This is a genomic window from Flavobacterium sp. UMI-01 (assembly GCF_019656315.1).
Taxonomy (GTDB): Bacteria; Bacteroidota; Bacteroidia; order Flavobacteriales; family Flavobacteriaceae; genus Flavobacterium.
The window spans coordinates 24,618-47,127 of record NZ_BPLU01000001.1 but is presented as its reverse complement, the minus strand read 5'-3'; the positions used below and the strand labels follow the sequence as shown (position 1 = coordinate 47,127).

Here is a 22,510-nt window from a genome sequence, read left to right as displayed (position 1 = left end):
TAGCCCATTTTTGGGCCATTGTAGCCATTCCTAAAGTAATTTTAATTCAAAAAAATTAAAGGAATGGAACTAAAAATCAACAATCAAACCAAACAATTTCAAGCAGATGCTCTCAGCATTCAAGCCTTGCTTGATATTGAAATTCCACAAAAACAAAACGGTATCGCCGTAGCGGTGAACCAAACCGTAATTCCAAAATCCAATTGGAACCAACACCTCCTATCCGAAACTGACGATATTTTGATTATTTCGGCTACGCAGGGGGGATAGTATTCAGTTTGCAAATTACAGTTATCAGTCACTCCAAACAATATAATCTTATAATAAAAAAATATCGTTATGCAAAAACGCATAACACATAACCCACAACACCTAACTTCAAAAAAAAATGAACAACGAAGAAAAAATATCAAGACAGCCCTTCCCGAATTCGACTAAGGTATATATCAATGGTGACATTCACCCGATAAAAGTCGCTATGCGCGAAATTCACCTTTCTGACACTAAACTTGCTAAAGGTGGTGTAGAGAAAAACCCACCCGTAACGGTTTACGATACTTCTGGTCCTTACACAGACCCGAATATCGAAATTGATGTGCGCAAAGGATTGCCTCGCATCCGTGAGCAATGGATCTTAGACCGTGGTGATGTGGAAGAACTTACAGAAATCAGTTCGAACTATGGTAAAGAGCGTTTGAATGATGAAAAATTAAATCATTTGCGTTTTGAATACCTACACAAACCGATGCGTGCCAAAAAAGGGGCTAATGTTACCCAATTGTATTACGCTAAACAAGGTATCATCACACCAGAAATGGAATACATTGCGATTCGTGAAAACCAACGCATCGAACAATTAGAAACGGCTCAAAAAGCGATGCAATGCCAACACGCAGGACATAGTTTTGGCGCCAATACACCTAAAAACAAAATCACTCCTGAGTTTGTTCGTAGCGAAATTGCAGCAGGTCGCGCCATCATCCCAAACAACATCAACCACCCTGAGAGTGAACCGATGATTGTAGGTCGTAATTTCTTGGTAAAAATTAATGCTAATATCGGGAACAGTGCTGTAACCTCTTCTATTGAAGAAGAAGTAGAAAAAGCGGTTTGGGCTTGCCGTTGGGGAGCTGACACCATTATGGATTTATCGACAGGTAAAAACATCCACGAAACCAGAGAATGGATCATCCGTAATTCACCAGTGCCTATTGGAACGGTGCCAATTTACCAAGCTTTAGAAAAAGTAAACGGTATTGCCGAAGATTTAACTTGGGAAATTTTCCGCGATACATTGATTGAACAAGCGGAACAAGGAGTTTCTTATTTTACGATTCACGCTGGAGTATTGTTGAGATACATTCATTTAACTGCTAATCGTGTTACGGGAATCGTTTCTCGTGGAGGGTCGATTATGGCTAAATGGTGTTTGTTCCACCACAAAGAAAACTTCTTGTACACGCATTTTGAGGAAATTTGCGAAATCATGAAACAATACGATGTGGCTTTCTCTCTTGGAGATGGTTTACGTCCAGGTTCGATTGCTGATGCCAATGATGCTGCACAGTTTGCCGAATTAGAAACGCTTGGTGAATTGACTAAAATCGCTTGGAAACACGATGTGCAAGTATTCATCGAAGGACCTGGTCACGTACCGATGCACATGATTAAAGAAAACATGGACAAGCAATTGGAACATTGTTCTGAAGCCCCATTTTACACTTTAGGGCCATTAACAACTGATATTGCTCCAGGTTACGACCATATTACCTCAGCCATTGGTGCTGCAATGATTGGATGGTACGGATGCGCGATGTTGTGTTATGTAACTCCAAAAGAACACCTGGGTTTACCAAATAAAAAAGATGTAAAAGACGGTGTAATCACCTATAAAATTGCAGCCCACGCTGCCGACTTGGCCAAAGGACATCCGGGAGCACAATACCGTGACAATGCCTTGAGTAAAGCTCGTTTTGAATTCCGCTGGGAAGACCAATTCAACTTATCATTAGACCCAGACACGGCACGTGAATTCCACGATGAAACCTTGCCTGCTGATGGTGCCAAAGTAGCGCATTTCTGCTCGATGTGTGGTCCAAAATTCTGCTCTATGAAAATCTCACAAGAAATTCGCGATGTCGAGGAGGCTAAAAAAGGAATGCAAGAGAAATCAGAAGAGTTTATCGAACAAGGAAAAGAAATTTATTCATAGAATTAAGAATAGAGTATTAAGTATCAAGACCAAAAAATCTTAATACTTAATACTCACTACTTAATACTTTACAATATGATTGTCATCACCCATCCAACTGCGGTAGCAAATGAAATCAAAACCATCCATGAGCTTTTTGAACATGGACTGGAGTTGTTACATATTCGCAAGCCTGAATTTTCAGCTTCGGATATGCAATCATTTGTAAAAACAATTGGAAGTGAATACGCTCACCAACTCGTTTTGCATAGCCAGCATCAGCTAGCCGAAGATTTAGGGATTAACCGACTTCATTTTACAGAAAAAATGAGACAAACTCTTTCTGCTGAAACGCTGTATGATTACAATGAAAAAAAGGTGCATTTATCAGCTTCTGTCCATTCGATAGCGGCATTTAATGAGTTAAGAATCTTTTATCAATATGCGTTTTTAAGTCCTGTATTTCCAAGTATTTCCAAATCGAATTACCAATCGGAAACCGACCACTTGCAAACATTAGCTCAACGTACCAATTTCAATACAAAACTAGTCGCATTAGGAGGTATTGACCGTTCCACTATGCCCACGGCACTAAAAGCAGGTTTTGACGAAGTGGCCGTTTTAGGGACAATATGGCTCAGTTCAAATCCAATTCAAAATTTCAAATCATGTCAACAAATCGCCCTTTCGTACTAAGCATTGCAGGTTTTGACCCATCAGCAGGCGCGGGCGTTCTGGCTGATATTAAAACTTTTGAACAACATCAGGTGTATGGTTTTGCGATAAATACCGCCAATACCATTCAAACCGAAACGGATTTTGTTTCCATTGAGTGGACTGCTATCGAATTAGTATTACAGTCTATCGAAACTTTATTTCAAAGCTATAGCATTCAAGCCGTAAAAATTGGCATTGTTCCGTCCTTGGACTATTTAAAAAAAATTGTTTTGCTTCTCCATAGGCTTTCGCCAAAGACCAAAATAATTTGGGACACGGTATTAAAATCCACCACCGAATTCCATTTTTTAACCATTGAAAACCAAAATGATTTGACTTCCATTTTAGACAAAATAGAATTGATAACGCCCAATTATGAGGAAATTCAAAAATTAGTTCCCACCGAAAAAAACATTGAGAATAGTATCGAATACCTTTCCAAACATTGTTCGGTTTTATTAAAAGGAGGTCATAATCCTTCTGAAATTGGAGTCGATTTTTTATATATCAAAGACCGTTTTTATAGGCTTTCGCCAAAAAATACTGGCGTCTATCCCAAACATGGTTCGGGTTGTGTCTTATCCGCTGCGATAACGGCCCAAATCGCCTTGGAACAAAATTTACTTTCTGCCTGCATCAAAGGCAAAGAGTACATCGAAAACTTTTTAGTATCAACTCAAAATCAATTAGGATACCATCATGCTTAATCGTTTACAATATATCTCGCAAGGAAACACTGTCGAAGAGCAGTTATACAACATTCATCAGGCATTAGACCATGGTTGTGACTGGATTCAAATACGATTCAAAACCACGGTTGAAAAAGACCTTTTAACCTTGGCCGAAGCCACAAAAACACTGTGCCAAGAATATCTGGCTACCTTAATCATCAATGACAATGTGCGTCTAGCCAAAGAAATAGATGCTGACGGAATTCATTTAGGCTTAACCGATATGGCAATTCCAGAAGCACGAACTATTTTGGGCGATGCCAAAATTATTGGAGGCACCGCAAACACCTACGAAAACATCCTTAGCCATGTGGCTAATGGTTGCGATTATGTAGGTTTAGGGCCTTTTCGTTTTACAACAACCAAAGACAAACTAAGTCCAATTTTAGGTTTAGAAGGTTATCAAAAAATTCTTGACCAACTCCAACAAGAGCAAATCAAAATACCTGTATTTGCCATTGGCGGCATTCAGCTTGAGGATGTCGAATCCATCATCAAAACAGGAATTCATGGGATTGCCGTTTCAGGATTGTTGACCAACAGCGATTCCAAAACAAAATTAATCACACAACTTAACGAAAAATTATATGGCTATGTCATCGTTTAAAATAGGAGACAAAACATTAGAATCTCGCTTGTTTTTAGGAACAGGAAAATTTGGTTCGAATATCCAAATGGAAGAAGCTATTCTGGCCTCTGAAAGCGAATTAGTAACAGTAGCTTTGAAGCGAGTGGATTTAGAGACTGACACCGATGCGATCTTATCGCATTTGAAACACCCTAGAATCAATTTACTACCCAATACCTCAGGCGCTCGAAATGCCAAAGAAGCTGTTTTTGCAGCACAACTGGCAAGAGAAGCTTTGGAAACCAATTGGCTGAAACTCGAAATCCATCCTGATCCAAGGTATTTGCTTCCTGATCCCATTGAAACGCTAAAAGCTACAGAAGAGCTGGCAAAATTAGGTTTTATCATTTTGCCTTATATCCATGCCGACCCTGTTTTGTGCAAGCGATTAGAAGATGTAGGAACAGCTGCTGTAATGCCGTTGGGTTCGCCTATTGGAAGTAACAAAGGATTAAAAACAATAGATTTTTTAGAAATTATTATCGAACAATCGAATGTTCCTGTGATTATCGATGCGGGAATTGGAGCACCTTCCGATGCTGCCAAAGCCATGGAATTAGGTGCCGATGCAGTATTGGTAAACACAGCCATTGCCGTTGCTGGAAATCCTAAATTAATGGCTGAAGCTTTTAAAGAAGCGGTCATTGCAGGACGCAAAGCATACGAAGCAAAACTAGGACAGCAATACAAACAAGCCGTGGCGTCGAGTCCTTTGACGGCATTTTTGTACGAATGATAGTAGCCCTGTCAGGGTTTTGAACCCTGACAGGGCTAAAATAAACCAAAATTAAATGAAAACATTTAAATCCGTTTTTGAACAATATAATTGGGACGAAATTCAATCCAGAATCTACCAAACTACTTCTACACAAGTTGAACAAGCCTTGACGAAGACCAAACGCAATTTGGATGATTTTTTGGCGTTGATTTCCCCAGCGGCGCAACCATACTTGGAGCCAATGGCACAAGAATGTCATGAATTGACCAAGAAACGTTTCGGGAAAACCATCCAGATGTATGCGCCTTTGTATTTGAGCAATGAGTGTCAAAATATCTGTACTTATTGCGGTTTTAGTTTGGATAACAAAATCAAACGCAAAACCTTACTGGATAGCGAAATCAAACAAGAAGTTGAAGCCTTAAAAATATTGGGGTTTGACCATGTTTTATTAGTTACTGGCGAAGCGAATTATACGGTAAATATCAATTATTTCTTGAATGCTATCGAACTGATAAAAAATGATTTTTCGATTATTTCAGTCGAAGTGCAACCGCTATCGCAAGAAGAATACGAGCGTTTGCATGAGGCGGGAGTCTATTCGGTTTTGGTGTATCAAGAAACCTACCATCAGGAAGTGTATAAAAAATACCATACCAAGGGAAAGAAGTCCAATTTTGACTTTAGACTTGACACCCCAGACCGCATTGGAAAAGCAGGGATTCATAAGATTGGTTTAGGCGTATTATTAGGATTGGAAGATTGGCGTACCGATAGTTTTTTCAACGCCTTGCATTTGGATTATTTGCAAAAAAATTATTGGAGAACCAAGTATTCGGTTTCGTTTCCTAGATTACGTCCAGCCGAAGGTATTATCGAACCCAATTTCATTATGGACGATAAGGATTTGACTCAACTGATTTGTGCGTACCGTTTGTGGAATGAGGATTTGGAAATTTCGATTTCGACTCGTGAGAATGAAAAATTCCGAAACAATATTATCCCTATTGGAACAACAAGTATGAGTGCTGGTTCCAAAACCAATCCTGGTGGTTATGTGGTTGACCCGCAATCATTGGAACAATTCGAAATAAGTGATGAACGTTCAGTGGCTGAAATCGCCAAAATCATTACTGAAAAAGGATACGAACCCGTTTGGAAAGATTGGGAAAGAAGTTATTTTTAGAGGGGCTAAGGCTCTTAGATTCTAAGAGACTAAGACAAACTCAGAACCTCAACCTTAGAAACTTAAAAAATGAGTGTAATTCAAGATTTTTTACGATACAACCGACAAGTCATTTTACCTGAAATAGGTGATGAGGGTCAAGAAAAATTAAAAAAAGCCAAAGTATTAGTAATTGGTGCTGGAGGCTTGGGCTGTCCAATTTTGCAGTACATAGCAACCGCAGGCGTGGGAACAATAGGCATTGTTGATTTTGACAAAATCGAAATTCACAATCTACACCGACAAATTTTATATACAGAAGACCAAATAGGATTACCAAAAGCTACAACAGCTAAAAGCACGGTTGAAAAACTCAATCCGTTAATTCAGGTTCAGGCTTTTGAAGAAAAACTCACGGCTGACAATGCCAGTAGAATTATTGCCGACTTTGATTTGGTCGTGGATGGTTCGGATAATTTCAGTACGCGCTATTTGGTCAATGATACCTGTGTGGCGTTAGGAAAAACTTTGGTATATGGTAGCATCTTAGGTTTTGAAGGACAACTAGCGGTCTTCAATCATCAGGGCAGTAAAAACTTGCGTGATTTATTCCCAGAACCACCCAACCCTAAAGATGTTCCTAATTGTAGTTTTAATGGTGTCCTGGGTACATTACCAGGAATGATTGGCACGATGATGGCACATGAAACGTTGAAATTAATTATAGGACTTCCGAGTTTGAAGAATGAATTGATTTTGTATAGTACGTTGAATTGGAGTTTTACTAAGTTGAATTTTTAGGGACGCTGATGACACGGATATAAAATACGCTCTTTGCAGTAAAAAAAGTGATTATCACGGATTTGATTGGTGCTACGATGAATGGGACACGGATGACACGGATATAAAATACGCTCTTTGTGGTAAAAAAACTGATTATCACGGATTCGATTGGTGCTCATACTGTTAAAAACAAAATCTAACTATCGTTTAATTTTTTTACTCTAAACCATTTCATTAAATTCTAATTTAACATAAAGCGGATGAGGTTTCACTTCAAATATTTTTATATGCGGATATTCATTTTTTAAAATACGCATCAAAAATTTATATGAATCTGGGTTTTTAATTTTCATGTTTTGCCCGATATATATTTCTTTAACTCTATTTTTATCGAAATACAATTTATTGTCAAATGATTTTGAATTTATAGAAATTGCCCTAAATTCCTTCTCATATTTCCAATCATGCATTTTCCAACAATATTCAAATACCATTGTTAATACTTTTCGAATCAACTCTTTCATTTCTTCATCTAAAGATGACAAATTTAATTCTCTAATTACTTTTTCAAGATTTTCATTAGCAGGCTTATAATCTTTTAAATATGCTACATGGCTTTTAATTGCAATGTTTTTATTTTGCAATAACGACGACTCATTTTCAAATTTCAAACAAAATCCTGAATAGCTATTTGCATAATGTCCCCACATTAATGGATTATTATTTTCTAAAGTAAAACAACAAACACCTATGTTTTCTCTATGTCTTAATATTCTTTCAGAACCGCTGCTAATTATATATTTTTCCCTATTAACTAAACAATCAAAAGGATCATTAAAATTTTTGGGGTTAGAAAAATACAAATAACCCTCTAAAAAAGAATTCAAACTATAATCATTTAAACTATAAAACTTATATAAAAATTCTGGCTTTATAAATTCCTTGTTTTCTTCAGTAATAGATGAAATATACCCTTTACCATCTAAAAGAAAATTATGTGAATATTTATAATTTTCGAATTCCCAATCAATATTTACAGTAGGTACATAATTTTTCATAAATTTTAAAATAAAAAAATCAAAACATAAGACTATTTTACTATTAAATTATTAATAGTTAATTTTAAGAATCTCCATAAACGCTTCACGCTCAATTTCACGGCACCCTAAACTTTCTAGGTGTTCGTTGTACACTTGGCAATCTAAAAGTTGGTAATTTTCATTTCTTATTTTTTCGACTAGAGTTATAAAAGCCACTTTGGAAGCATTCGATACTTTGGAAAACATACTTTCACCACAGAAAATATGCCCCATATCCACGCCGTACAAACCACCTACTAATTCATCATTTTGCCATACCTCAACTGATTTAGCTATCCCTAATTCATGCAAATTACAGTAGGCATCAATCATATCGTTTGTAATCCAAGTACCATTTTGACCACTGCGTTTTACTTTTTGGCAGTTGGAAATGACCGCTCTGAATTCCTGATTGAATGTGACCTTGAAAATATTGCGATTGAGGATGTTTCGCATACTTTTAGTTACTTTAAGTTCGTCCAGAAAAAGCACCATTCGAGGATTAGGTGACCACCAAATGATGGGATCTCCATCCTCAAACCATGGAAAAATCCCACTCCTATAGGCGAGTTGCAATCTTTCAGCTGATAAATCACCGCCAATGGCTACTATTCCGTCGTAATTAGCCTGAGAAACGGGTGGAAAAAATAATTCTTGAGACAAATGAACCATAATATGATAGTAAAACGTGATACCTTTATTTTTGGCAAAAGTAATTTACTTTATTTGGTTACCTTCGTGAACTACCAATTTTTATTGAAATGAAAAAAACATTTCCTATTATCCTGCTCTTCTTTTTTATTTCCAATACTAACGGGCAGCAACTGGATTCTATTTCAAATCACAAAAAACTTAGCTACAAATCGTTTATCCTGCCTAGCGCTTTGATAGGTTCAGGAGCGCTATTATTAAACAGTCAATTCAATCGTGACAATCAAGAGAAATCGAATTCTCTTTTTGGCTCCAATTTTCATACACAGGTTGATAATGTAACGGTATTTGTGCCTTTGATACAAATCTACGCCGGGGAACTTTTGGGTTTTACACCAAAGAATACCATAAAACATAGAACAATTGATGTCATAACAGCCAATACTTTGAGTTACATTTTGGTTACGATTCTAAAAAACAGTGTAAAATCTACCAGACCCGATGGGTCGGACCGGTTGAGCTTTCCTTCGGGACATACGGCGATTGCCTTTACCAATGCAGCGCTTTTATACCAAGAATACAAAGATGCTAATTTTTGGTATGCTAGTAGCGGTTTTGTATTTGCTACAGCAACCGGAATATTGCGTATTGCCAACAACAAACACTTTAGTTCGGATGTATTGGCAGGAGCAGGAATAGGTTTGGCTTCGGGAATTCTTGTTTCCCATTACAATCCTTTACAAAAGCTTCACTTTGGAAAAAAGAAAAAGGGAACTGCTTTTGTTTATCCGCAATTGGGGAATCAAATAGGTTTTGGAATGTTGATTCAGCCCCGTTTTTAATCATAAAAAAAGCCTTGAAAAAATCAAGGCTCTCTTAAAAATATTTATATTTCTTACTCTTAGAATGGCAAGTCGTCTGCTTCTTCTTCGTTTAAGTTTGTTGCTGGTTGAAAAACAGGAGCTGCAGGCATAGCAGGAGCAGGAGCACCTGGTGCTTCAGAAACTAATTTTTCAATTCTCCACCCTTGGATACTATTGAAAAAACGTGTTTCCCCTTGTGGGTTTACCCATTCTCTACCTCTCAAATTGATAGATACTTTAACGGGCTCTCCAACTGAATAATTATTCAACAAATCGCATTTATCTTGCGTAAATTCAATTAAAATATGTTGAGGATATTGTTCTTCTGTAGTTACAACTAATTCTCTTTTTTTGAATGACGCACTCACTTGTTGCTCTGGATTAATGACTCTAACTTTTCCTGTAACTTCCATCTTCGTTATTTTAATTGTTATTTATGTTCTTGTGTTCGATTAGAAGTTATTTGTTTAAAGCATATATCAGTAATGCTAAAGACAAAAAAATCCCCTTGGGGAACTTCTATTTGACAAATATACTAACTTCTTATATTGCAGACAAAAATCCCTCTCTAGATATTTTAAAAATTATCAACATTCCACAAATAGTTTCATTTTCAAAACATTACACCAACCTCAATTCAAAAGAATCGAAAAAACGGAAAACAAAAAACCATTAAGAAATTTAGCTTCATTAAGTTCTATGGCTTAACTACCTAACTACTTCTTAATGGTTTTATTTTAGCTCAACCTATTGTAAAAACTATCTCTAGAATTCTTTTTTCCCGAATTCACTATCAATGAATTTGGCTTTATTTTTTGATTGTGTAAAAGTATAAGACAGATTAAGTATCACCATGTCCACCTCGTACACATAATTTGTAGTGGTATAAAATTCACCCGGATTATAGGTCGTAATGCGTTGTTCATTGGTACGCAACAATCCCATATCTATATTTTGCCATTGCAGCGTTGCCACTAATTGATTGTTTAAGAAGGTTTTTCTAAAAGTAAGATTTGGCGAATAAAAACGGGAGTCTTCTCCTTGTGCCGTGATTTTTTCAGACAAATAATTCAATGTAAATTGTAACGAAGCCGTGTTTGAAAAAGTATACGTACTATTCGCATTTATCGAATACTGCAACGCATTAGAATCGATTCGCTTGCCGTCAAAGCTACCATCAATATTAAAATTATAAACATTAGCCCCGATAAAATTCGTCCATTTGTCTGTAGGTTTGAACTGAGTTCCTACTTCTAAACCTAAGGCTTTTCCACGACCCACATTTGTATAAATTCTATCTAAAATGGTATCATTTAATACTCCAGCTGTGGTATAAGAAAGTGTATTAACGCGGTTAATCAAATTTTGTGTATCTCTGTAATAAGCAGTTGCAAAAACGGAATTTCCGTTTTTAAAATTCTTGGTGATTCCTAACTCGATTAAATCTGTAAACTCAGGCAGTAAATTTTTATCTCCCTGCTCAAAAGTTTCAGAATGCTCTCTTTCTTTAAAAGGATTCATTTTATAAGTTGGCGCTCTATCTACTCTTTTGCTATAGCCTGCTTTCACTTTTACATTATTGTCCATCGTATATTGTGCCGAAGCTGACGGGAATAATTTTACGTAATCATAAGCCAAATTCTCAGCAGGTTGATCAAAACCTTTTAAGTAAAAATCACGATTCATAGACTCTAAACGCAAACCTGCAGCATACTCCCATTTGGGTTTGCTTCCATTTAACTGCAAATATCCTGAATGCAATAAGCGATCTAAATTAACGACACTGGTAAACTCTGGTACAATTTCAAAATTGCCAGTATTGAGATTGCGTCTTTCATAAATGAAATTTCCGTTGTGCTTTAACTTTCTGAACTGGTAACCTGCTTCTAGTTTACCAAAAGAGAAAGGCTTGAATTCGTAATCCAATTGCGCTCTCGTTCCGTACAATGGATTATCATTGGTATTGTATTCATCTTGGTACACAATAGAGGGGTCAGAATACCCTAAATTCAAATTGGTTGTAGGCCCTCCTAACAAACTGTATTCATACAACACAGAAGTTGTTAATTTTGATTTATTTTTGAAAGTATGTGCATAATCAAAACTTCCTAAAGCAAAATCTCCGTCACGGACTCTTAAGTTTTCATTGTAATAGTCAAAAGTTTTTAACGTACTCCCATCGGTTAATGAAGTTCTTTTGTTGTTATAATAAATATCAGCCGTTCTTTCATTTTTACGCTTTCCTGCATAAAAACCTACCGAAAAATTATTAGCGGAATCAGGCGTATAATCCACTGTAAAACGACCACTATAATTCAATTCATCCGTACTACGTTCTCCGTCTGATGGGAATTGAGTCTTATAATTCTCCGTTAGATTGTTTGTAAAAACATCACCTTCTCTACGACCCGTAATGTCATTACGGGCATAACTACCTCCAAGTGAAATGTCCCATTTATCTTTTTTGACATTATACGTACCGTCAATACCGTAACGGTGCACGGCTTCCGCATTATCGTAATCCTCGATTGAAGGCGCACCAGCTTTGATATTCAGTTGTGCGTAGGCACCGTTAGTCGCTCCTTTTTTGGTAATAATATTCAAGATTCCTGCTTTTCCGTCTGGATCGTATTTAGCCGATGGTGCAGTAACAACTTCCACACGTTCCACAGCATTAGCTGGCAATTGCCCCAAAATGGTTGAAATACTTCCTTGTGTAGGCTTTCCATTTAATAAAACCATAAAACCAGTTGTCCCCCTTACACTGATTTCGCCTTGACCATCAATGGTAACCGACGGTAAATTTTTCAACACATCAGTAGCAGTTCCTCCTTTACTATTTTGAAAAGACTTGGCATCATATACTTGTCTGTCAATTTTAGTAACAACGGTACTTTTTTCAGATTTAACGACTACGTTATCCAACTGATTTTCTCCTGAAACCAACGCAATTGTTCCAAGATTTATTGGGGTGTTTCTGTTTTTTACAAAAATTCCTTTAATAGTCTTTTTTTCGAATCCAATAAAGGAAACTTCTAAATAGTAATTTCCGTTTTTAACATTGCCAATTTTGAAAGTTCCTGTGGCATCCGTTACCACTCCAGCAATTAATGCATTGTTATTGGTTGAAAATAAAGTTGCTGTTGCATATTCTAATGGAAAATCACCATCAACTACTTTTCCAGTCACCTGACCGAATACTGTTCCGGTTACTAAGAAAGCAACCATTAATACCCATTGATTTAATTTCATTTTTTTATTTTTTTTTTGAAAAGCAAAAATACATTTATAAAAACTTCCTATATGGTACATTTTAAAAAAATCAAGGTATATATGCTGTTGTTTTAAAATTTGCGTTGGTGGATCTAAATCCTAAATCATTTTCATGCCTTTTGTCGCAGCCCGACCTGAGTGGAGCTCTTTGTTGTGTAGCAGAGCGAAACAATAAAAGCGGGAACGGAGGGCGGAATAGCTGCCCAAATAAAAAAAATGATTTGTTAAAACATTTTGTCGCTTAGGTTCAACTCCATTTGCTTGAAATTTAATGGTGTACTTCCTGTGTGCCGTTTAAAATATTTTACAAAATGAGAAACATCTTTAAAATCAAGACTATACGCGATTTCTGAGATGGTTCTATCTGTGTATAGCAATTGTCTTTTGGCTTCTTGAATAATATAATTAGCGATTACTTGTGAAGCTGTTTTGGAAAAATTCTTTTTGCAAAGTGTATTTAACTGTTGCGTGGTAAGATGAAGCAAATCAGCGTAAAAGGCGACTTCGTTTCGAAGTTCTTGTTTTAACAAGGTTTCGAAATGAATTGATTTATCATTAGAGACAGGACGTTCTGCCCGATTAGAATAGCCTATTATTTTAGCAAACAACGCTTTCAGACTGCCTTCGATGACTTCTTTTTGTACCGAAGCCTGTTTCATTTCTACACACAACACTTCAAATAACTTATCGATACTCTCATCCGACTGAATGGGGATTACGGGTTCTTTACTCAATCGATACAACTGTTGATTGATGTGTTTGTCAATCGTTTTTTCTAAAAAAGCTTCTTTCACAATGATAACAAATCCTTCCGGCACTGTGGTAATTTCCCAGTGATGCACCTCATTTTTATTGATTACAAATACAATAGGCGGTTGAATTTCGTAAGCCGTAGTATCCATATAATGACAGCCAGAACCGGCTTTGAAATAAACTAATTCAATGTATTTATCATGGCGGTGTGGCTTAGTATATCTTTTATTGACATCAAACGGTTCAATTTTGATGTCGGTTACGTTGGGAATTTTAGTATATACAGCGATTGATTTTTTCATTCCTTTTTTTTGAGATAGGCTAGAATGTTAAATGCAACTTTTTTTGTAACGTAATCTTAGTAAAGAAATAATGTAAAAATAACATCTAGCAGGTCTTAGGACAAACGAATGCCTAAAAGGTTTAACATCAATGATACAAAATAGATTATTTAACTCCTAGTCGCCACGGGTTATTTTTACTATATTTATCGTTTTAAATTTCAAGTATGCAGTTTTCTGAAAGAAGAAATACCATTCGGTGGATTATCTTATTTGTCTCTTTTTTGATTGTCTCTCTAATTCTTTGGAACACCTATACTTTTTTTCAAATTTTTAAAAATGAGGAGCGACTCAAAATGAACCTTTGGGCGAATGCTCAAAAAACATTAATCAACGCTGACGAAAATACAGATGTCAATTTACCACTCGAAATTTTGAGTAACAATTCCTCCATCCCCATTATTTTAACTGAAGACAACAAAATCATTAATACGGTCAATATCGATGAAGATTTAGGTTTAAACAGTCCCGCAACTCTTAATATCCTAAAACAACTTAAAAGCCAGAACGAACCTATCGTCATCGAATACGTACCAGGACAATTTCAAAAATTATATTATGGCGATTCTGCTTTGTTAAAGAAATTAAAGTACTATCCTATCGCTCTATTGCTTATCATCTTTTTATTTGGCTTATTGGTCTATAATTTTTACAAAAGCACTAAAGTCGCTACCCAAAATAAACTATGGGCAGGTATGGCTAAAGAAACCGCACACCAAATAGGGACACCATTATCTTCTCTAATAGGTTGGGTGGAAATTCTCAAAGCAGATGAAGTGGACGAAAGCATTACCTCTGAAATCGAAAAAGACATTCATCGACTTCAAACCATTACCGAGCGTTTTTCAAAAATTGGTTCTGTACCCACGTTAGAAAATAAAAACATTATTGACGAAACTTTTCAGGCCTATACGTATTTGCAATCGCGTTTTTCCAAACAAATCGAATTTCGTTTTGAAGCTCCTGATAAAGAAATTTTCATTCCCATCAACCCTACTTTGCATGGGTGGTCTATTGAAAATTTAGTTAAAAATGCCATTGATGCCATGAAAGGCAAAGGGAAATTAATTCTAAGCATCGAAGAAGACAAAGGTTTCGTAAAAATAAACGTATCCGATATGGGAAGTGGAATTCCTAAAAAACAATTCAAAACCATTTTTGAACCTGGTTTTACTACCAAAAAAAGAGGATGGGGACTCGGCTTATCACTCACCAAAAGAATTGTGGAAGAATACCACAAAGGAAAAATAAAAGTTTTAAAGTCAGAAATTGGTATGGGAACGACTATCCAAATCAGCTTTGAGTTAAAAGCCTAACGCAAAGGAACTCCCATCAACGTGAGCTGAGAAAACATCATCTTCCGACCTAATTTGGATTTCTTTAAATACTCTTGCACAAATTGAAGTTGCTCTTCACTGTTTTTCAACGCCAGATTAATTTGTGATTTTAAATTTGACAAATTTGCGCTGTTTTCTGGTCCTACAGCACCTACTGTATAAACCTCATTTTGGCATTGTACCAATCTTTCATTAGCTTCTTTCACCATGCGCTCTAATTGTTCATCTGGTACAGCGGGTTTAAATTTTTTATTGCGGTAAAAAATAAAATCATTCAAAAAAACAATGGCTTGATTATAGTTGGCTACCACTGCATTCATTTTTTCTACAGCGGTATTTTGCCTCTGCAAAGCAGCATTTTTTTTGAGAACAGACAAATAGGATGCAATAACAGGCGAACTGCTGAATTTATTTTCTTCAATTCTGGCAATCGTTTCGATGGATTTGTCTGTTTCCGACAACGTATTGTAGCGAAGGATTTCTTTATTAAAATCAAAATCTCGTTTCAAAGGCGGTTGCTGGATTTTGCCCGATACAAAAGTTTCAAACGTAATCGGATTTTGTAAAAATTGCCATAGATAATCAAAAGGTAGATGAGAAGCAACCATTTTTTCAGGTGCAACTTTATAAAATTGATTGTTAAGTTTTTTGACAAAAATGCCGTTTTGTACCCCACCAGCTCCCCAAGTAGGATCTACCAAATACCATTTCCCATTTAGCTGAACGGCACACCACGCATGCGCAATAGCACTCACCTTACCTCCTTGCTTGGTAAAACCTTCAATGATGTAGTTCTTTAAGCCCAAATCAGTAGCAATAGCATGAAAGACCTCGGCATAATCAATACACACCCCTTTATGAGACTTTAAGGTTTTGTTAATTCGCTCTTGACTTGTAGCAACTGTATTGGGTGCCATCATGTTTTTGACATCGTAGTGGATATTCGTTGTTGTCCAATAAAAAACGGCCCGAAGTTTATCCTCGTCCGTTTTAAAATTTGCTTGTATGTAATTAGCGATATAAGCCGTCGTCGTAGTAAAATCAGCTGGAATGGTTGCCATTCTTTTGTCAACCCATTCCTGTTGTGGAATAGTTTGTCCCAAACATCCCCATGCTACAAAAAGCAGTAACCCAAATAAGTGCTTCACTTTTAAAAAATTAAAAATTTTCTTGAATGGCTTGGGCCAAAGATTCAAAATCTTCTTTTGTCATGGGTGTTTTGGAAAGGAATTGCATATCCTCCATACTATGAATAGGGATAAGGTGTACGTGTGCATGCGGCACTTCGAGACCAATTACCGAAACTCCTACGCGGTTGCACGGAACTGTTTTTTCTATTGCCAAAGCTACTTTTCGAGCAAAACGCATCAAACCCATGTACTGCTCTTCGTCTAAATCAAAAAGTTTATCTACTTCTTGTTTTGGAATGCAAAGTGTATGTCCTTTGGTATTGGGGTTTACGTCCAAAAAAGCCAAATAGTTTTCTTCCTCTGCTATCTTATAACAGGGAATTTCCCCTTTTATAATTTTTGAAAAAATACTCGACATCACAATATTATTTAATTGGTTAATTGGTCAAACAGCTAACAGATTAATCTTTTTAGGCTCTGGAAATTTCTAAAATTTCAAATTTTAAGGTTCCGTTAGGCACTGTAATTTCGGCAATTTCGCCTACAGATTTTCCTAGTAACCCTTTCCCAATAGGAGAGGTTACTGATATTTTCCCTGATTTCAAATCAGCTTCACTTTCAGCCACTAGTGTATAGTTCATTTCCATGCCGTTGGCTTGATTTTTAATTTTCACTTTAGATAAAACCAACACTTTAGAAAGGTCTAAGTTAGATTCGTCTATCAATCTAGCATTCGCATACGTTTCCTCTAGCTTTGCAATACGCATTTCTAACATCCCTTGTGCTTCTTTGGCGGCATCGTATTCTGCGTTTTCAGATAAATCTCCTTTATCACGGGCATCAGCAATGTCCTGTGACGCTTTTGGACGCATTACAGCCTTTAAATAATCTAACTCTTCTTTTAATTTTTTTAATCCTTCTGCTGTATAATAAGATATTGCACTCATAAATTATGTCGTTTATATAAATAGAAAAAATCCCATCAGGACGGGATTTCTTTCCACAAAGATACTATTATTTTTCTTAGTCTAAAATTATATGTTAATCCTAGAAGATTCAAAGTTAAATAAATTAAATTTGTTACCCTAATAGTTTCTATTTATTTAAAAAATGAAAAAAACCCTAAGTCTTGTCCTTTTAGTTTTCATGCTAACGTGTTGTAGCTCAAACGACATTAACAATAACAATCCGTACATTCCTAATTATTCGTTTACGGTATCCATCAATACCGATTTAGCCGCTTACAACAACTTGAAATTTGCGAGCAATGCCATCTATTATTCTGGTGTGGGTGCCAAAGGAATTTTTGTTTTTAACACCGGGAGTGGCTATAATGCGTTTGATGCTGCATGCCCTAACCAACCCATAAGTGCATGCGCTACAATGACTCTTAATGGCATCAATGCCGTATGCCCGTGCGACAAAGAAGAATACAGCTTATTCACAGGACTGAGTACTTTAAAATACCCTTTGAAACAATACCGCGTTGAAGTAAATGGTAGCATTATAAGAGTGTATAATTAAAAATAAAAAGCCTGAACGAATTTGAAATTCATTCAGGCTTTTTGACAATAGGCTTGTTCTTCTTAAAACTTCAAGGTAACACCTGCTAAAAAATTAATTCCTGCTTGTGGAAAATAAACCACATAACCTCCTCCATAATCTGCTCCATCAGAGATGTAATCTACATCGAATAAATTGTTAACCAATCCTGAGATAACAATAGATTTGAAAACCGACTTGGGAGTTAATTCATAAGAAAGATTCAAATCGTTTACAAAATAGGATTTTAGTTTGGAGGTATCGTTGTTAGACAAATTTTGTTCCCCCACGCCTTTTGAAAGCAACGCCACCTGCATTTTTTTCACAGGCAAAAAAGTAATGTTATTTCCAAATATCAAATTTGGTGAATAGGCAATATTGGTATCTCCTAAGTTGACCAATTCTGTTCCGTTGTCCTCAATATAATTTTTGTTTTTATTGGTACTCAAAGTAACATTTGGGCTAATAAATAAATTGTCCATCACCGCGATTGTTGCATCTAATTCCAATCCTAAACGGTAACTATCCCCACTGTTTTTCCGGATAGGATCGCCTACGTTGTCTAATTCACCTGTTAGAATCAACTGGTCTTTATAAGCCATATAATAAACATTTGCATTTAACTTGAGTTGTTTGTTGGCTAATCTCCAGCCCAATTCAAAATCATTTAATTTTTCAGGTCTTGGACTTCCATTTTTGTAATCGCTTCGGTTAGGTTCGCGATTGGCTCTAGCATACGAAAAATACAAGTTATTTTGCGGATTAATCGCATACGTCAAACCAGCTTTTGGATTAAAGAAATTAAAACTGTCATTGACATTTCCTGTTTCCACACTATTGGTTGTATAATGTACCTTTCTCAATTGCAAATCCCCAAACAAACTCAATTGCGTTGTTAGTTGGTAATTTGCTTTTGCAAAAATATTTCCGTCTTTTTTCACCGCATCGCTGGAATCATAGATATCACCCGACTGGCTGTTGGATGGATATTGCGCCCAAAGAATTTGGTCAAAATGTTTCCCATCGTATTTATTATAACCGCCACCTAATACCAAATCCAATTTGTCTTTTTTATAATTGGCAGAAAAAGTTGTTCCGTAAAAATCATTACTCAACCATTTTCTTCTTGTATAGTCTGTTGATGTAATGGTGTTCCCATCAACTGTGATAGGATTTAATCCTAAAAAACTATATTGTGACTCATCACTTCCAAACAAATTAGTAAAAAGCCAATCATCTACAAATTCTTCATAATATCCTTTCCCTTTTGTATAATGAAAAGCTAAATTAGTGCTCCAATGTGCTGAGATTTTTTCGTTCCAGTGCAATTGGGCATGGTCTTGATTGTAATTGTCCACTTGGTTTTCGTAAAAGCCTTCAAAATCTCCTGAGTCACTGTATTTTTCCCCAACAGAGTTATAGGTTCTTTGGGAAGCTAATGTGGTTGCATCAACTCCATTCCATGACTGATAAGTACGTTCGAATCCGCCAAACACTAAGGCTTTGATTAAGGTTGTGCCGCCCATATAAGTTCCTTGTAAAAAATACGATTTCAAGTCAGAAGAAGCTCTATCCACATAGCCATCCGATTTTAACGTTGATAAACGTCCTGCTAATTCAAAATGGTCATTCATTAAACCAGTGCTGAATTTTACAGTATGTTTATGTGTGTTAAAACTTCCGTATGAATTGGAAATTTCACCATTGCTTTGATTCGCATAATTATCTGTTAACAAATTCAAACTGGCTCCAAAAGCTCCTGCTCCGTTAGTCGAAGTCCCTACGCCACGTTGTAATTGCAAACTTTGTACGGAGGAAGCAAAATCAGGTAAGTTCACCCAAAAAGTACCTTGACTCTCGGAATCGTTATAAGAAATACCATTTATAGTCACATTGACACGGGTGGCATCGCTACCACGCACTCTGATTCCAGAATAACCTATACCATTTCCGGCATAAGAAGTGGACACTACTGAAGGCATAAAATTCATCAAAGCTGGGATATCTTGCCCTAAATTACGTGGAGCAATGTCTTTTTTATCCAAATTACTAAAACTTACCGGCGTTTTTGAAGTAGCCCGAACGGCCGCTATCAATACTTCATCCAGTTGATTGACTTTGGTAGTATCTTTTACTTGTGCCAAAGCATGAAAAGAAAATAATGAAAAAGGAATAGCTAAAATAGCAGTTATCCTAAAGGACCTTGTTGCTTTGAACCCAACATTTTGGGATTGCGATTTTGAAACAAAAATAGTGTTCATCCGTAAATAAATAATACGAATAAAAGGGGGAATTATTCTTTTGTTATTGAAAATTGATTAAAATACTAAATGTTTTTTAGTATCGTTTTCCCTTGACAACATTACTTGTCCAGGTTCGTTGGGTATAATCTCAGCTTTATTTTGAACGTGTTTCAGCAATTGAAATCCATTCAGATTTAAGCACCCCTTTGAGACAGCGCAAAGGTAGTGTTAAAAAATACAAAAATCAATCGCAGTAGCAAAAATCAAATTTCAATAAAAAACTTCACTAAAAACTAGGCTTTCTTCTGTTTTTCTTGATTTCAGAAGTGTTTTTCTTATCCTTTATCCGTTTCTTAATGGCTGATTTTGGAATTTTGGTTGGTTTTCTACTCTTTGGAATCTTCAATCCTTGTTCGATGATTTGCAAAAAACGTTTGATTACAATTTGTTTGTTTTTTAATTGCGAACGGTCTTCGTCGCATTGAAGAATCAATATATTTTCAGATGTCAATCTTGAAGCAAGTTTGCTTTCTAAAAAACTTTTTTCCTCAGTTGAAAGCGCCTCAGATTGATTCAAATCAAAAGACAAAACTACCTTAGATGCCACTTTATTGACATTCTGCCCTCCTGCACCACTGCTTCTAACGGCTTTAAAAGTTAACTCCGAAAGTATTTTTGAGACAATCACTATTTTTCTCTTTGATGCGCTGGTTTCAACAAATCGTTAACCGTTTTTACTGGATTAAACGTAATCAATGGCACTTGTACAAAAATAGTCAGCCATTCAGCCATGGCACCATTCCACAAACCAGGAAGTTCGTACGCTTTAATGGTGGTACCTGAAATATTTTTTTCGACAACAAAACCGCTATTATGGTCCACATATTGAGTCAAATCAAATTTTTCACCTTTGAAATTTTTAATTCCACACACCAAATCCACTGGATTAAAATGAGTCGATTCTTTTAAAATTTTGGCTTGTTCTGGGTTGTCTAAATCAACTTGATTGGATTCTACAATTTGCAAAGACACCTCCTTATTTTCGTTTTGAACCCAAAAAGGGCCTCCACCAGGCTCTCCTTCATTTTTTACCATTCCGCATACTCGTATGGGGCGATTCAACACTTTTTTAAGGGCTTTAATTTTATTTTCTACTGAAAATGAAGAAAACTCCTCCTCCATTTTTTTATTCAATTTTTGTTTTACAAAAAGAACCACCTCAGAAATTTGAGTTTCCAGTAGCGTGCCGTTTTCTATTTGATTTAAATATTCAAAAACTTTTTGTTGTACTTCTAAAACTACTCCAGCCAATGCTTTTTTATACAAGGCTACGTTTTCATTGTTGTGCAAAATGACGTTGTCAATATTTTTAATAAAAATAATATCAGCGTCAAATTGATTGAGATTTTCTATCAAAGCACCGTGACCACCAGGCCTAAAAACAAGGGAACCATCTGGATTTCGATAAGGATTTCCCATTGTATCCAATGCAATAGAATCGGTACTTTTCTTCTGAAACGAATAACCTACTGTTACCGCTGTTTTGGTTTCTTTTTCAACCAAATGCTTGACTTTAGCAATTATTGATTCAAATTGAGCTAAATGTCCTTCAGATACTGTAAAATGTAGGTTTGAAACCCCATTCGCACTCGAATAATATCCACATTCATACAAATGCTCTTCTATAGGTGTTGCTATATTATTTAAATAAACATGAAACGGCAAAATTCCTTTCGGTTTATTAGCATAATCAAAATAATCAGGTGAAAGGAGCATTTTTATGAAATAATAATTTTTATAATCACGGGTCAAAGAATCAAAATCCGGATACACCTCTTTCAATTTGGCATACACCTCATCAAAAAAAGGAAACTTGTCCATCCCCACAATAAAAATCGCTAAATCATTGGCTTTATTTCGGTTAATATACGCATTGATGGTATCTTTTTCAATGTCAAATTCTTTCAGGAATGTATTTAAAAACTTAAACATTCTCGTAGCGGCTCCTGAAGCAGGAACAAACTTCAATAGCTTTAACGGACTTTTATTGGCATCAAAATACAAAGCACAATTGTAAAAATCATTTTCGGTCAAGTTGAGAATCCCATCACCAAGAGTCGCAGGCGCCACCAATTGGGTTTTGGCCACTCCATTTTCCAAAAAATACAATTGTTTTTTGATACTATCAATGGCAATACCATGAGCTGTTATCTGCTCATTATCTACAATTGAAAACCCCATTTCTTCTTCCTTTTTTCCCAACTCTTGATTTTTTAAGGTATTTATCATCTTAGTATCGTTTATAACCTTATTGCTCCCACAAAGTTATCATTATAGCCGAGCCAAATTTAACATTTTTAACAAA

The 22,510-nt window shown here is 36.0% G+C and carries 22 protein-coding genes; 11 read left to right on the top strand and 11 right to left on the bottom strand.

Annotation, left to right across the window (positions count from 1 at the left end; all coding sequences use genetic code 11):
* Nucleotides 1–63 precede the first annotated feature (63 nt).
* The 8 genes from thiS (at nt 64) to K5R64_RS00205 (ending at nt 6,951) form a co-directional block, all read left to right on the top strand.
* Nucleotides 64–270 carry a sulfur carrier protein ThiS gene (thiS, locus tag K5R64_RS00240; protein ID WP_220759644.1) on the top strand — a complete coding sequence of 69 codons (207 nt, stop codon included), beginning with the start codon at nt 64–66 and terminating at the stop codon, nt 268–270.
* Between the two features lie 118 nt (nt 271–388).
* The gene (gene thiC, locus K5R64_RS00235; RefSeq protein ID WP_220759642.1) at nt 389–2,212 is read left to right on the top strand and encodes a phosphomethylpyrimidine synthase ThiC; all 1,824 of its coding nucleotides are present in this window, start codon (nt 389–391) and stop codon (nt 2,210–2,212) included.
* A 75-nt stretch (nt 2,213–2,287) separates the two neighbouring features.
* On the top strand, nt 2,288–2,887 hold the full coding sequence (locus K5R64_RS00230; protein WP_220759640.1) for a thiamine phosphate synthase: 600 nt from the start codon (nt 2,288–2,290) through the stop codon (nt 2,885–2,887).
* The gene (locus tag K5R64_RS00225; protein WP_220759638.1) at nt 2,860–3,615 is read left to right on the top strand and encodes a hydroxymethylpyrimidine/phosphomethylpyrimidine kinase; all 756 of its coding nucleotides are present in this window, start codon (nt 2,860–2,862) and stop codon (nt 3,613–3,615) included. The genes K5R64_RS00230 and K5R64_RS00225 overlap by 28 nt, the downstream gene beginning before the upstream one ends.
* Nucleotides 3,608–4,246, top strand: a complete 639-nt coding sequence (locus K5R64_RS00220) for a thiamine phosphate synthase (RefSeq protein WP_220759636.1) — start codon at nt 3,608–3,610, stop codon at nt 4,244–4,246. The genes K5R64_RS00225 and K5R64_RS00220 overlap by 8 nt, the downstream gene beginning before the upstream one ends.
* Complete coding sequence (locus K5R64_RS00215) at nt 4,227–5,003, top strand: thiazole synthase (RefSeq protein ID WP_374758124.1); 777 nt, start codon at nt 4,227–4,229, stop codon at nt 5,001–5,003. Before K5R64_RS00220 ends, K5R64_RS00215 begins: the two co-directional genes overlap by 20 nt.
* A gap of 55 nt (nt 5,004–5,058) precedes the next feature.
* On the top strand, nt 5,059–6,171 hold the full coding sequence (thiH, locus tag K5R64_RS00210; RefSeq protein ID WP_220759632.1) for a 2-iminoacetate synthase ThiH: 1,113 nt from the start codon (nt 5,059–5,061) through the stop codon (nt 6,169–6,171).
* A 69-nt stretch (nt 6,172–6,240) separates the two neighbouring features.
* Complete coding sequence (locus K5R64_RS00205) at nt 6,241–6,951, top strand: HesA/MoeB/ThiF family protein (protein ID WP_220759630.1); 711 nt, start codon at nt 6,241–6,243, stop codon at nt 6,949–6,951.
* 203 nt (nt 6,952–7,154) lie between these two features.
* On the opposite strand, the gene K5R64_RS00200 is transcribed toward K5R64_RS00205, so the two are convergent.
* Both K5R64_RS00200 and aat read right to left on the bottom strand, forming a co-directional pair.
* The gene (locus K5R64_RS00200; RefSeq protein ID WP_220759628.1) at nt 7,155–7,991 is read right to left on the bottom strand and encodes a DUF2971 domain-containing protein; all 837 of its coding nucleotides are present in this window, start codon (nt 7,989–7,991) and stop codon (nt 7,155–7,157) included.
* Between the two features lie 51 nt (nt 7,992–8,042).
* Nucleotides 8,043–8,684, bottom strand: a complete 642-nt coding sequence (gene aat / locus K5R64_RS00195; RefSeq protein WP_220759626.1) for a leucyl/phenylalanyl-tRNA--protein transferase — start codon at nt 8,682–8,684, stop codon at nt 8,043–8,045.
* A gap of 89 nt (nt 8,685–8,773) precedes the next feature.
* Here aat and K5R64_RS00190 point away from each other — a divergent pair, with 89 nt between their 5' ends.
* Complete coding sequence (locus K5R64_RS00190) at nt 8,774–9,505, top strand: phosphatase PAP2 family protein (protein ID WP_220759624.1); 732 nt, start codon at nt 8,774–8,776, stop codon at nt 9,503–9,505.
* 59 nt (nt 9,506–9,564) lie between these two features.
* On the opposite strand, the gene K5R64_RS00185 is transcribed toward K5R64_RS00190, so the two are convergent.
* The 3 genes from K5R64_RS00185 to K5R64_RS00175 all read right to left on the bottom strand — a co-directional run bounded on the left by K5R64_RS00185 (nt 9,565) and on the right by K5R64_RS00175 (nt 13,854).
* Complete coding sequence (locus K5R64_RS00185; RefSeq protein ID WP_220759622.1) at nt 9,565–9,939, bottom strand: DUF3127 domain-containing protein; 375 nt, start codon at nt 9,937–9,939, stop codon at nt 9,565–9,567.
* A 352-nt stretch (nt 9,940–10,291) separates the two neighbouring features.
* Nucleotides 10,292–12,778 (bottom strand): outer membrane beta-barrel protein, encoded by a 2,487-nt coding sequence (locus K5R64_RS00180; protein ID WP_220759620.1) that lies wholly within the window; start codon nt 12,776–12,778, stop codon nt 10,292–10,294.
* A 245-nt stretch (nt 12,779–13,023) separates the two neighbouring features.
* The gene (locus K5R64_RS00175) at nt 13,024–13,854 is read right to left on the bottom strand and encodes a helix-turn-helix transcriptional regulator (protein ID WP_220759617.1); all 831 of its coding nucleotides are present in this window, start codon (nt 13,852–13,854) and stop codon (nt 13,024–13,026) included.
* A gap of 206 nt (nt 13,855–14,060) precedes the next feature.
* On the opposite strand from K5R64_RS00175, the gene K5R64_RS00170 reads away from it, so the two are divergent.
* Nucleotides 14,061–15,209: a PAS domain-containing sensor histidine kinase gene (locus K5R64_RS00170; protein ID WP_220759615.1), complete on the top strand. Its 1,149-nt coding sequence runs from the start codon at nt 14,061–14,063 to the stop codon at nt 15,207–15,209.
* Here K5R64_RS00170 and K5R64_RS00165 read toward each other — a convergent pair.
* Genes K5R64_RS00165 through greA form a run of 3 tightly spaced genes read right to left on the bottom strand, consistent with a single transcriptional unit; the run spans nt 15,206 to nt 17,307 of the window.
* On the bottom strand, nt 15,206–16,378 hold the full coding sequence (locus K5R64_RS00165; RefSeq protein WP_220759613.1) for a transglutaminase domain-containing protein: 1,173 nt from the start codon (nt 16,376–16,378) through the stop codon (nt 15,206–15,208). The genes K5R64_RS00170 and K5R64_RS00165 overlap by 4 nt on opposite strands.
* Nucleotides 16,379–16,388: 10 nt before the next feature.
* Nucleotides 16,389–16,778 carry an HIT family protein gene (locus K5R64_RS00160; RefSeq protein WP_220759611.1) on the bottom strand — a complete coding sequence of 130 codons (390 nt, stop codon included), beginning with the start codon at nt 16,776–16,778 and terminating at the stop codon, nt 16,389–16,391.
* Nucleotides 16,779–16,830: 52 nt separating this feature from the next.
* On the bottom strand, nt 16,831–17,307 hold the full coding sequence (greA, locus tag K5R64_RS00155) for a transcription elongation factor GreA (RefSeq protein ID WP_220759609.1): 477 nt from the start codon (nt 17,305–17,307) through the stop codon (nt 16,831–16,833).
* Between the two features lie 163 nt (nt 17,308–17,470).
* On the opposite strand from greA, the gene K5R64_RS00150 reads away from it, so the two are divergent.
* A complete protein-coding gene (locus K5R64_RS00150) occupies nt 17,471–17,884 on the top strand; it encodes a hypothetical protein (protein ID WP_220759607.1) in 414 nt (137 codons plus the stop codon).
* 62 nt (nt 17,885–17,946) lie between these two features.
* Here the strand turns inward: K5R64_RS00150 and K5R64_RS00145 are convergent, their stop codons facing one another.
* From K5R64_RS00145 to K5R64_RS00135, 3 genes are all read right to left on the bottom strand, one after another.
* Nucleotides 17,947–20,163 (bottom strand): TonB-dependent receptor, encoded by a 2,217-nt coding sequence (locus K5R64_RS00145; protein ID WP_220759605.1) that lies wholly within the window; start codon nt 20,161–20,163, stop codon nt 17,947–17,949.
* A 268-nt stretch (nt 20,164–20,431) separates the two neighbouring features.
* Complete coding sequence (arfB, locus tag K5R64_RS00140; protein WP_220759603.1) at nt 20,432–20,833, bottom strand: alternative ribosome rescue aminoacyl-tRNA hydrolase ArfB; 402 nt, start codon at nt 20,831–20,833, stop codon at nt 20,432–20,434.
* Nucleotides 20,833–22,434 carry a DUF4301 family protein gene (locus K5R64_RS00135; protein ID WP_220759601.1) on the bottom strand — a complete coding sequence of 534 codons (1,602 nt, stop codon included), beginning with the start codon at nt 22,432–22,434 and terminating at the stop codon, nt 20,833–20,835. The genes arfB and K5R64_RS00135 overlap by 1 nt, the downstream gene beginning before the upstream one ends.
* Between the last annotated feature and the right edge of the window lie 76 nt (nt 22,435–22,510).

Excerpts from the sequence above, each read along its gene's own strand:
- thiS (WP_220759644.1), top strand. The coding sequence starts at position 64 with ATGGAACTAAAAATCAACAATCAAACCAAACAATTTCAAGCAGATGCT.
- thiC (WP_220759642.1), top strand. The coding sequence starts at position 389 with ATGAACAACGAAGAAAAAATATCAAGACAGCCCTTCCCGAATTCGACT.
- K5R64_RS00230 (WP_220759640.1), top strand. The coding sequence starts at position 2,288 with ATGATTGTCATCACCCATCCAACTGCGGTAGCAAATGAAATCAAAACC.
- K5R64_RS00225 (WP_220759638.1), top strand. The coding sequence starts at position 2,860 with ATGTCAACAAATCGCCCTTTCGTACTAAGCATTGCAGGTTTTGACCCA.
- K5R64_RS00220 (WP_220759636.1), top strand. The coding sequence starts at position 3,608 with ATGCTTAATCGTTTACAATATATCTCGCAAGGAAACACTGTCGAAGAG.
- K5R64_RS00215 (WP_374758124.1), top strand. The coding sequence starts at position 4,227 with ATGGCTATGTCATCGTTTAAAATAGGAGACAAAACATTAGAATCTCGC.
- thiH (WP_220759632.1), top strand. The coding sequence starts at position 5,059 with ATGAAAACATTTAAATCCGTTTTTGAACAATATAATTGGGACGAAATT.
- K5R64_RS00205 (WP_220759630.1), top strand. The coding sequence starts at position 6,241 with ATGAGTGTAATTCAAGATTTTTTACGATACAACCGACAAGTCATTTTA.
- K5R64_RS00200 (WP_220759628.1), bottom strand. The coding sequence starts at position 7,991 with ATGAAAAATTATGTACCTACTGTAAATATTGATTGGGAATTCGAAAAT.
- aat (WP_220759626.1), bottom strand. The coding sequence starts at position 8,684 with ATGGTTCATTTGTCTCAAGAATTATTTTTTCCACCCGTTTCTCAGGCT.
- K5R64_RS00190 (WP_220759624.1), top strand. The coding sequence starts at position 8,774 with ATGAAAAAAACATTTCCTATTATCCTGCTCTTCTTTTTTATTTCCAAT.
- K5R64_RS00185 (WP_220759622.1), bottom strand. The coding sequence starts at position 9,939 with ATGGAAGTTACAGGAAAAGTTAGAGTCATTAATCCAGAGCAACAAGTG.
- K5R64_RS00180 (WP_220759620.1), bottom strand. The coding sequence starts at position 12,778 with ATGAAATTAAATCAATGGGTATTAATGGTTGCTTTCTTAGTAACCGGA.
- K5R64_RS00175 (WP_220759617.1), bottom strand. The coding sequence starts at position 13,854 with ATGAAAAAATCAATCGCTGTATATACTAAAATTCCCAACGTAACCGAC.
- K5R64_RS00170 (WP_220759615.1), top strand. The coding sequence starts at position 14,061 with ATGCAGTTTTCTGAAAGAAGAAATACCATTCGGTGGATTATCTTATTT.
- K5R64_RS00160 (WP_220759611.1), bottom strand. The coding sequence starts at position 16,778 with ATGTCGAGTATTTTTTCAAAAATTATAAAAGGGGAAATTCCCTGTTAT.
- greA (WP_220759609.1), bottom strand. The coding sequence starts at position 17,307 with ATGAGTGCAATATCTTATTATACAGCAGAAGGATTAAAAAAATTAAAA.
- K5R64_RS00150 (WP_220759607.1), top strand. The coding sequence starts at position 17,471 with ATGAAAAAAACCCTAAGTCTTGTCCTTTTAGTTTTCATGCTAACGTGT.
- K5R64_RS00145 (WP_220759605.1), bottom strand. The coding sequence starts at position 20,163 with ATGAACACTATTTTTGTTTCAAAATCGCAATCCCAAAATGTTGGGTTC.
- K5R64_RS00135 (WP_220759601.1), bottom strand. The coding sequence starts at position 22,434 with ATGATAAATACCTTAAAAAATCAAGAGTTGGGAAAAAAGGAAGAAGAA.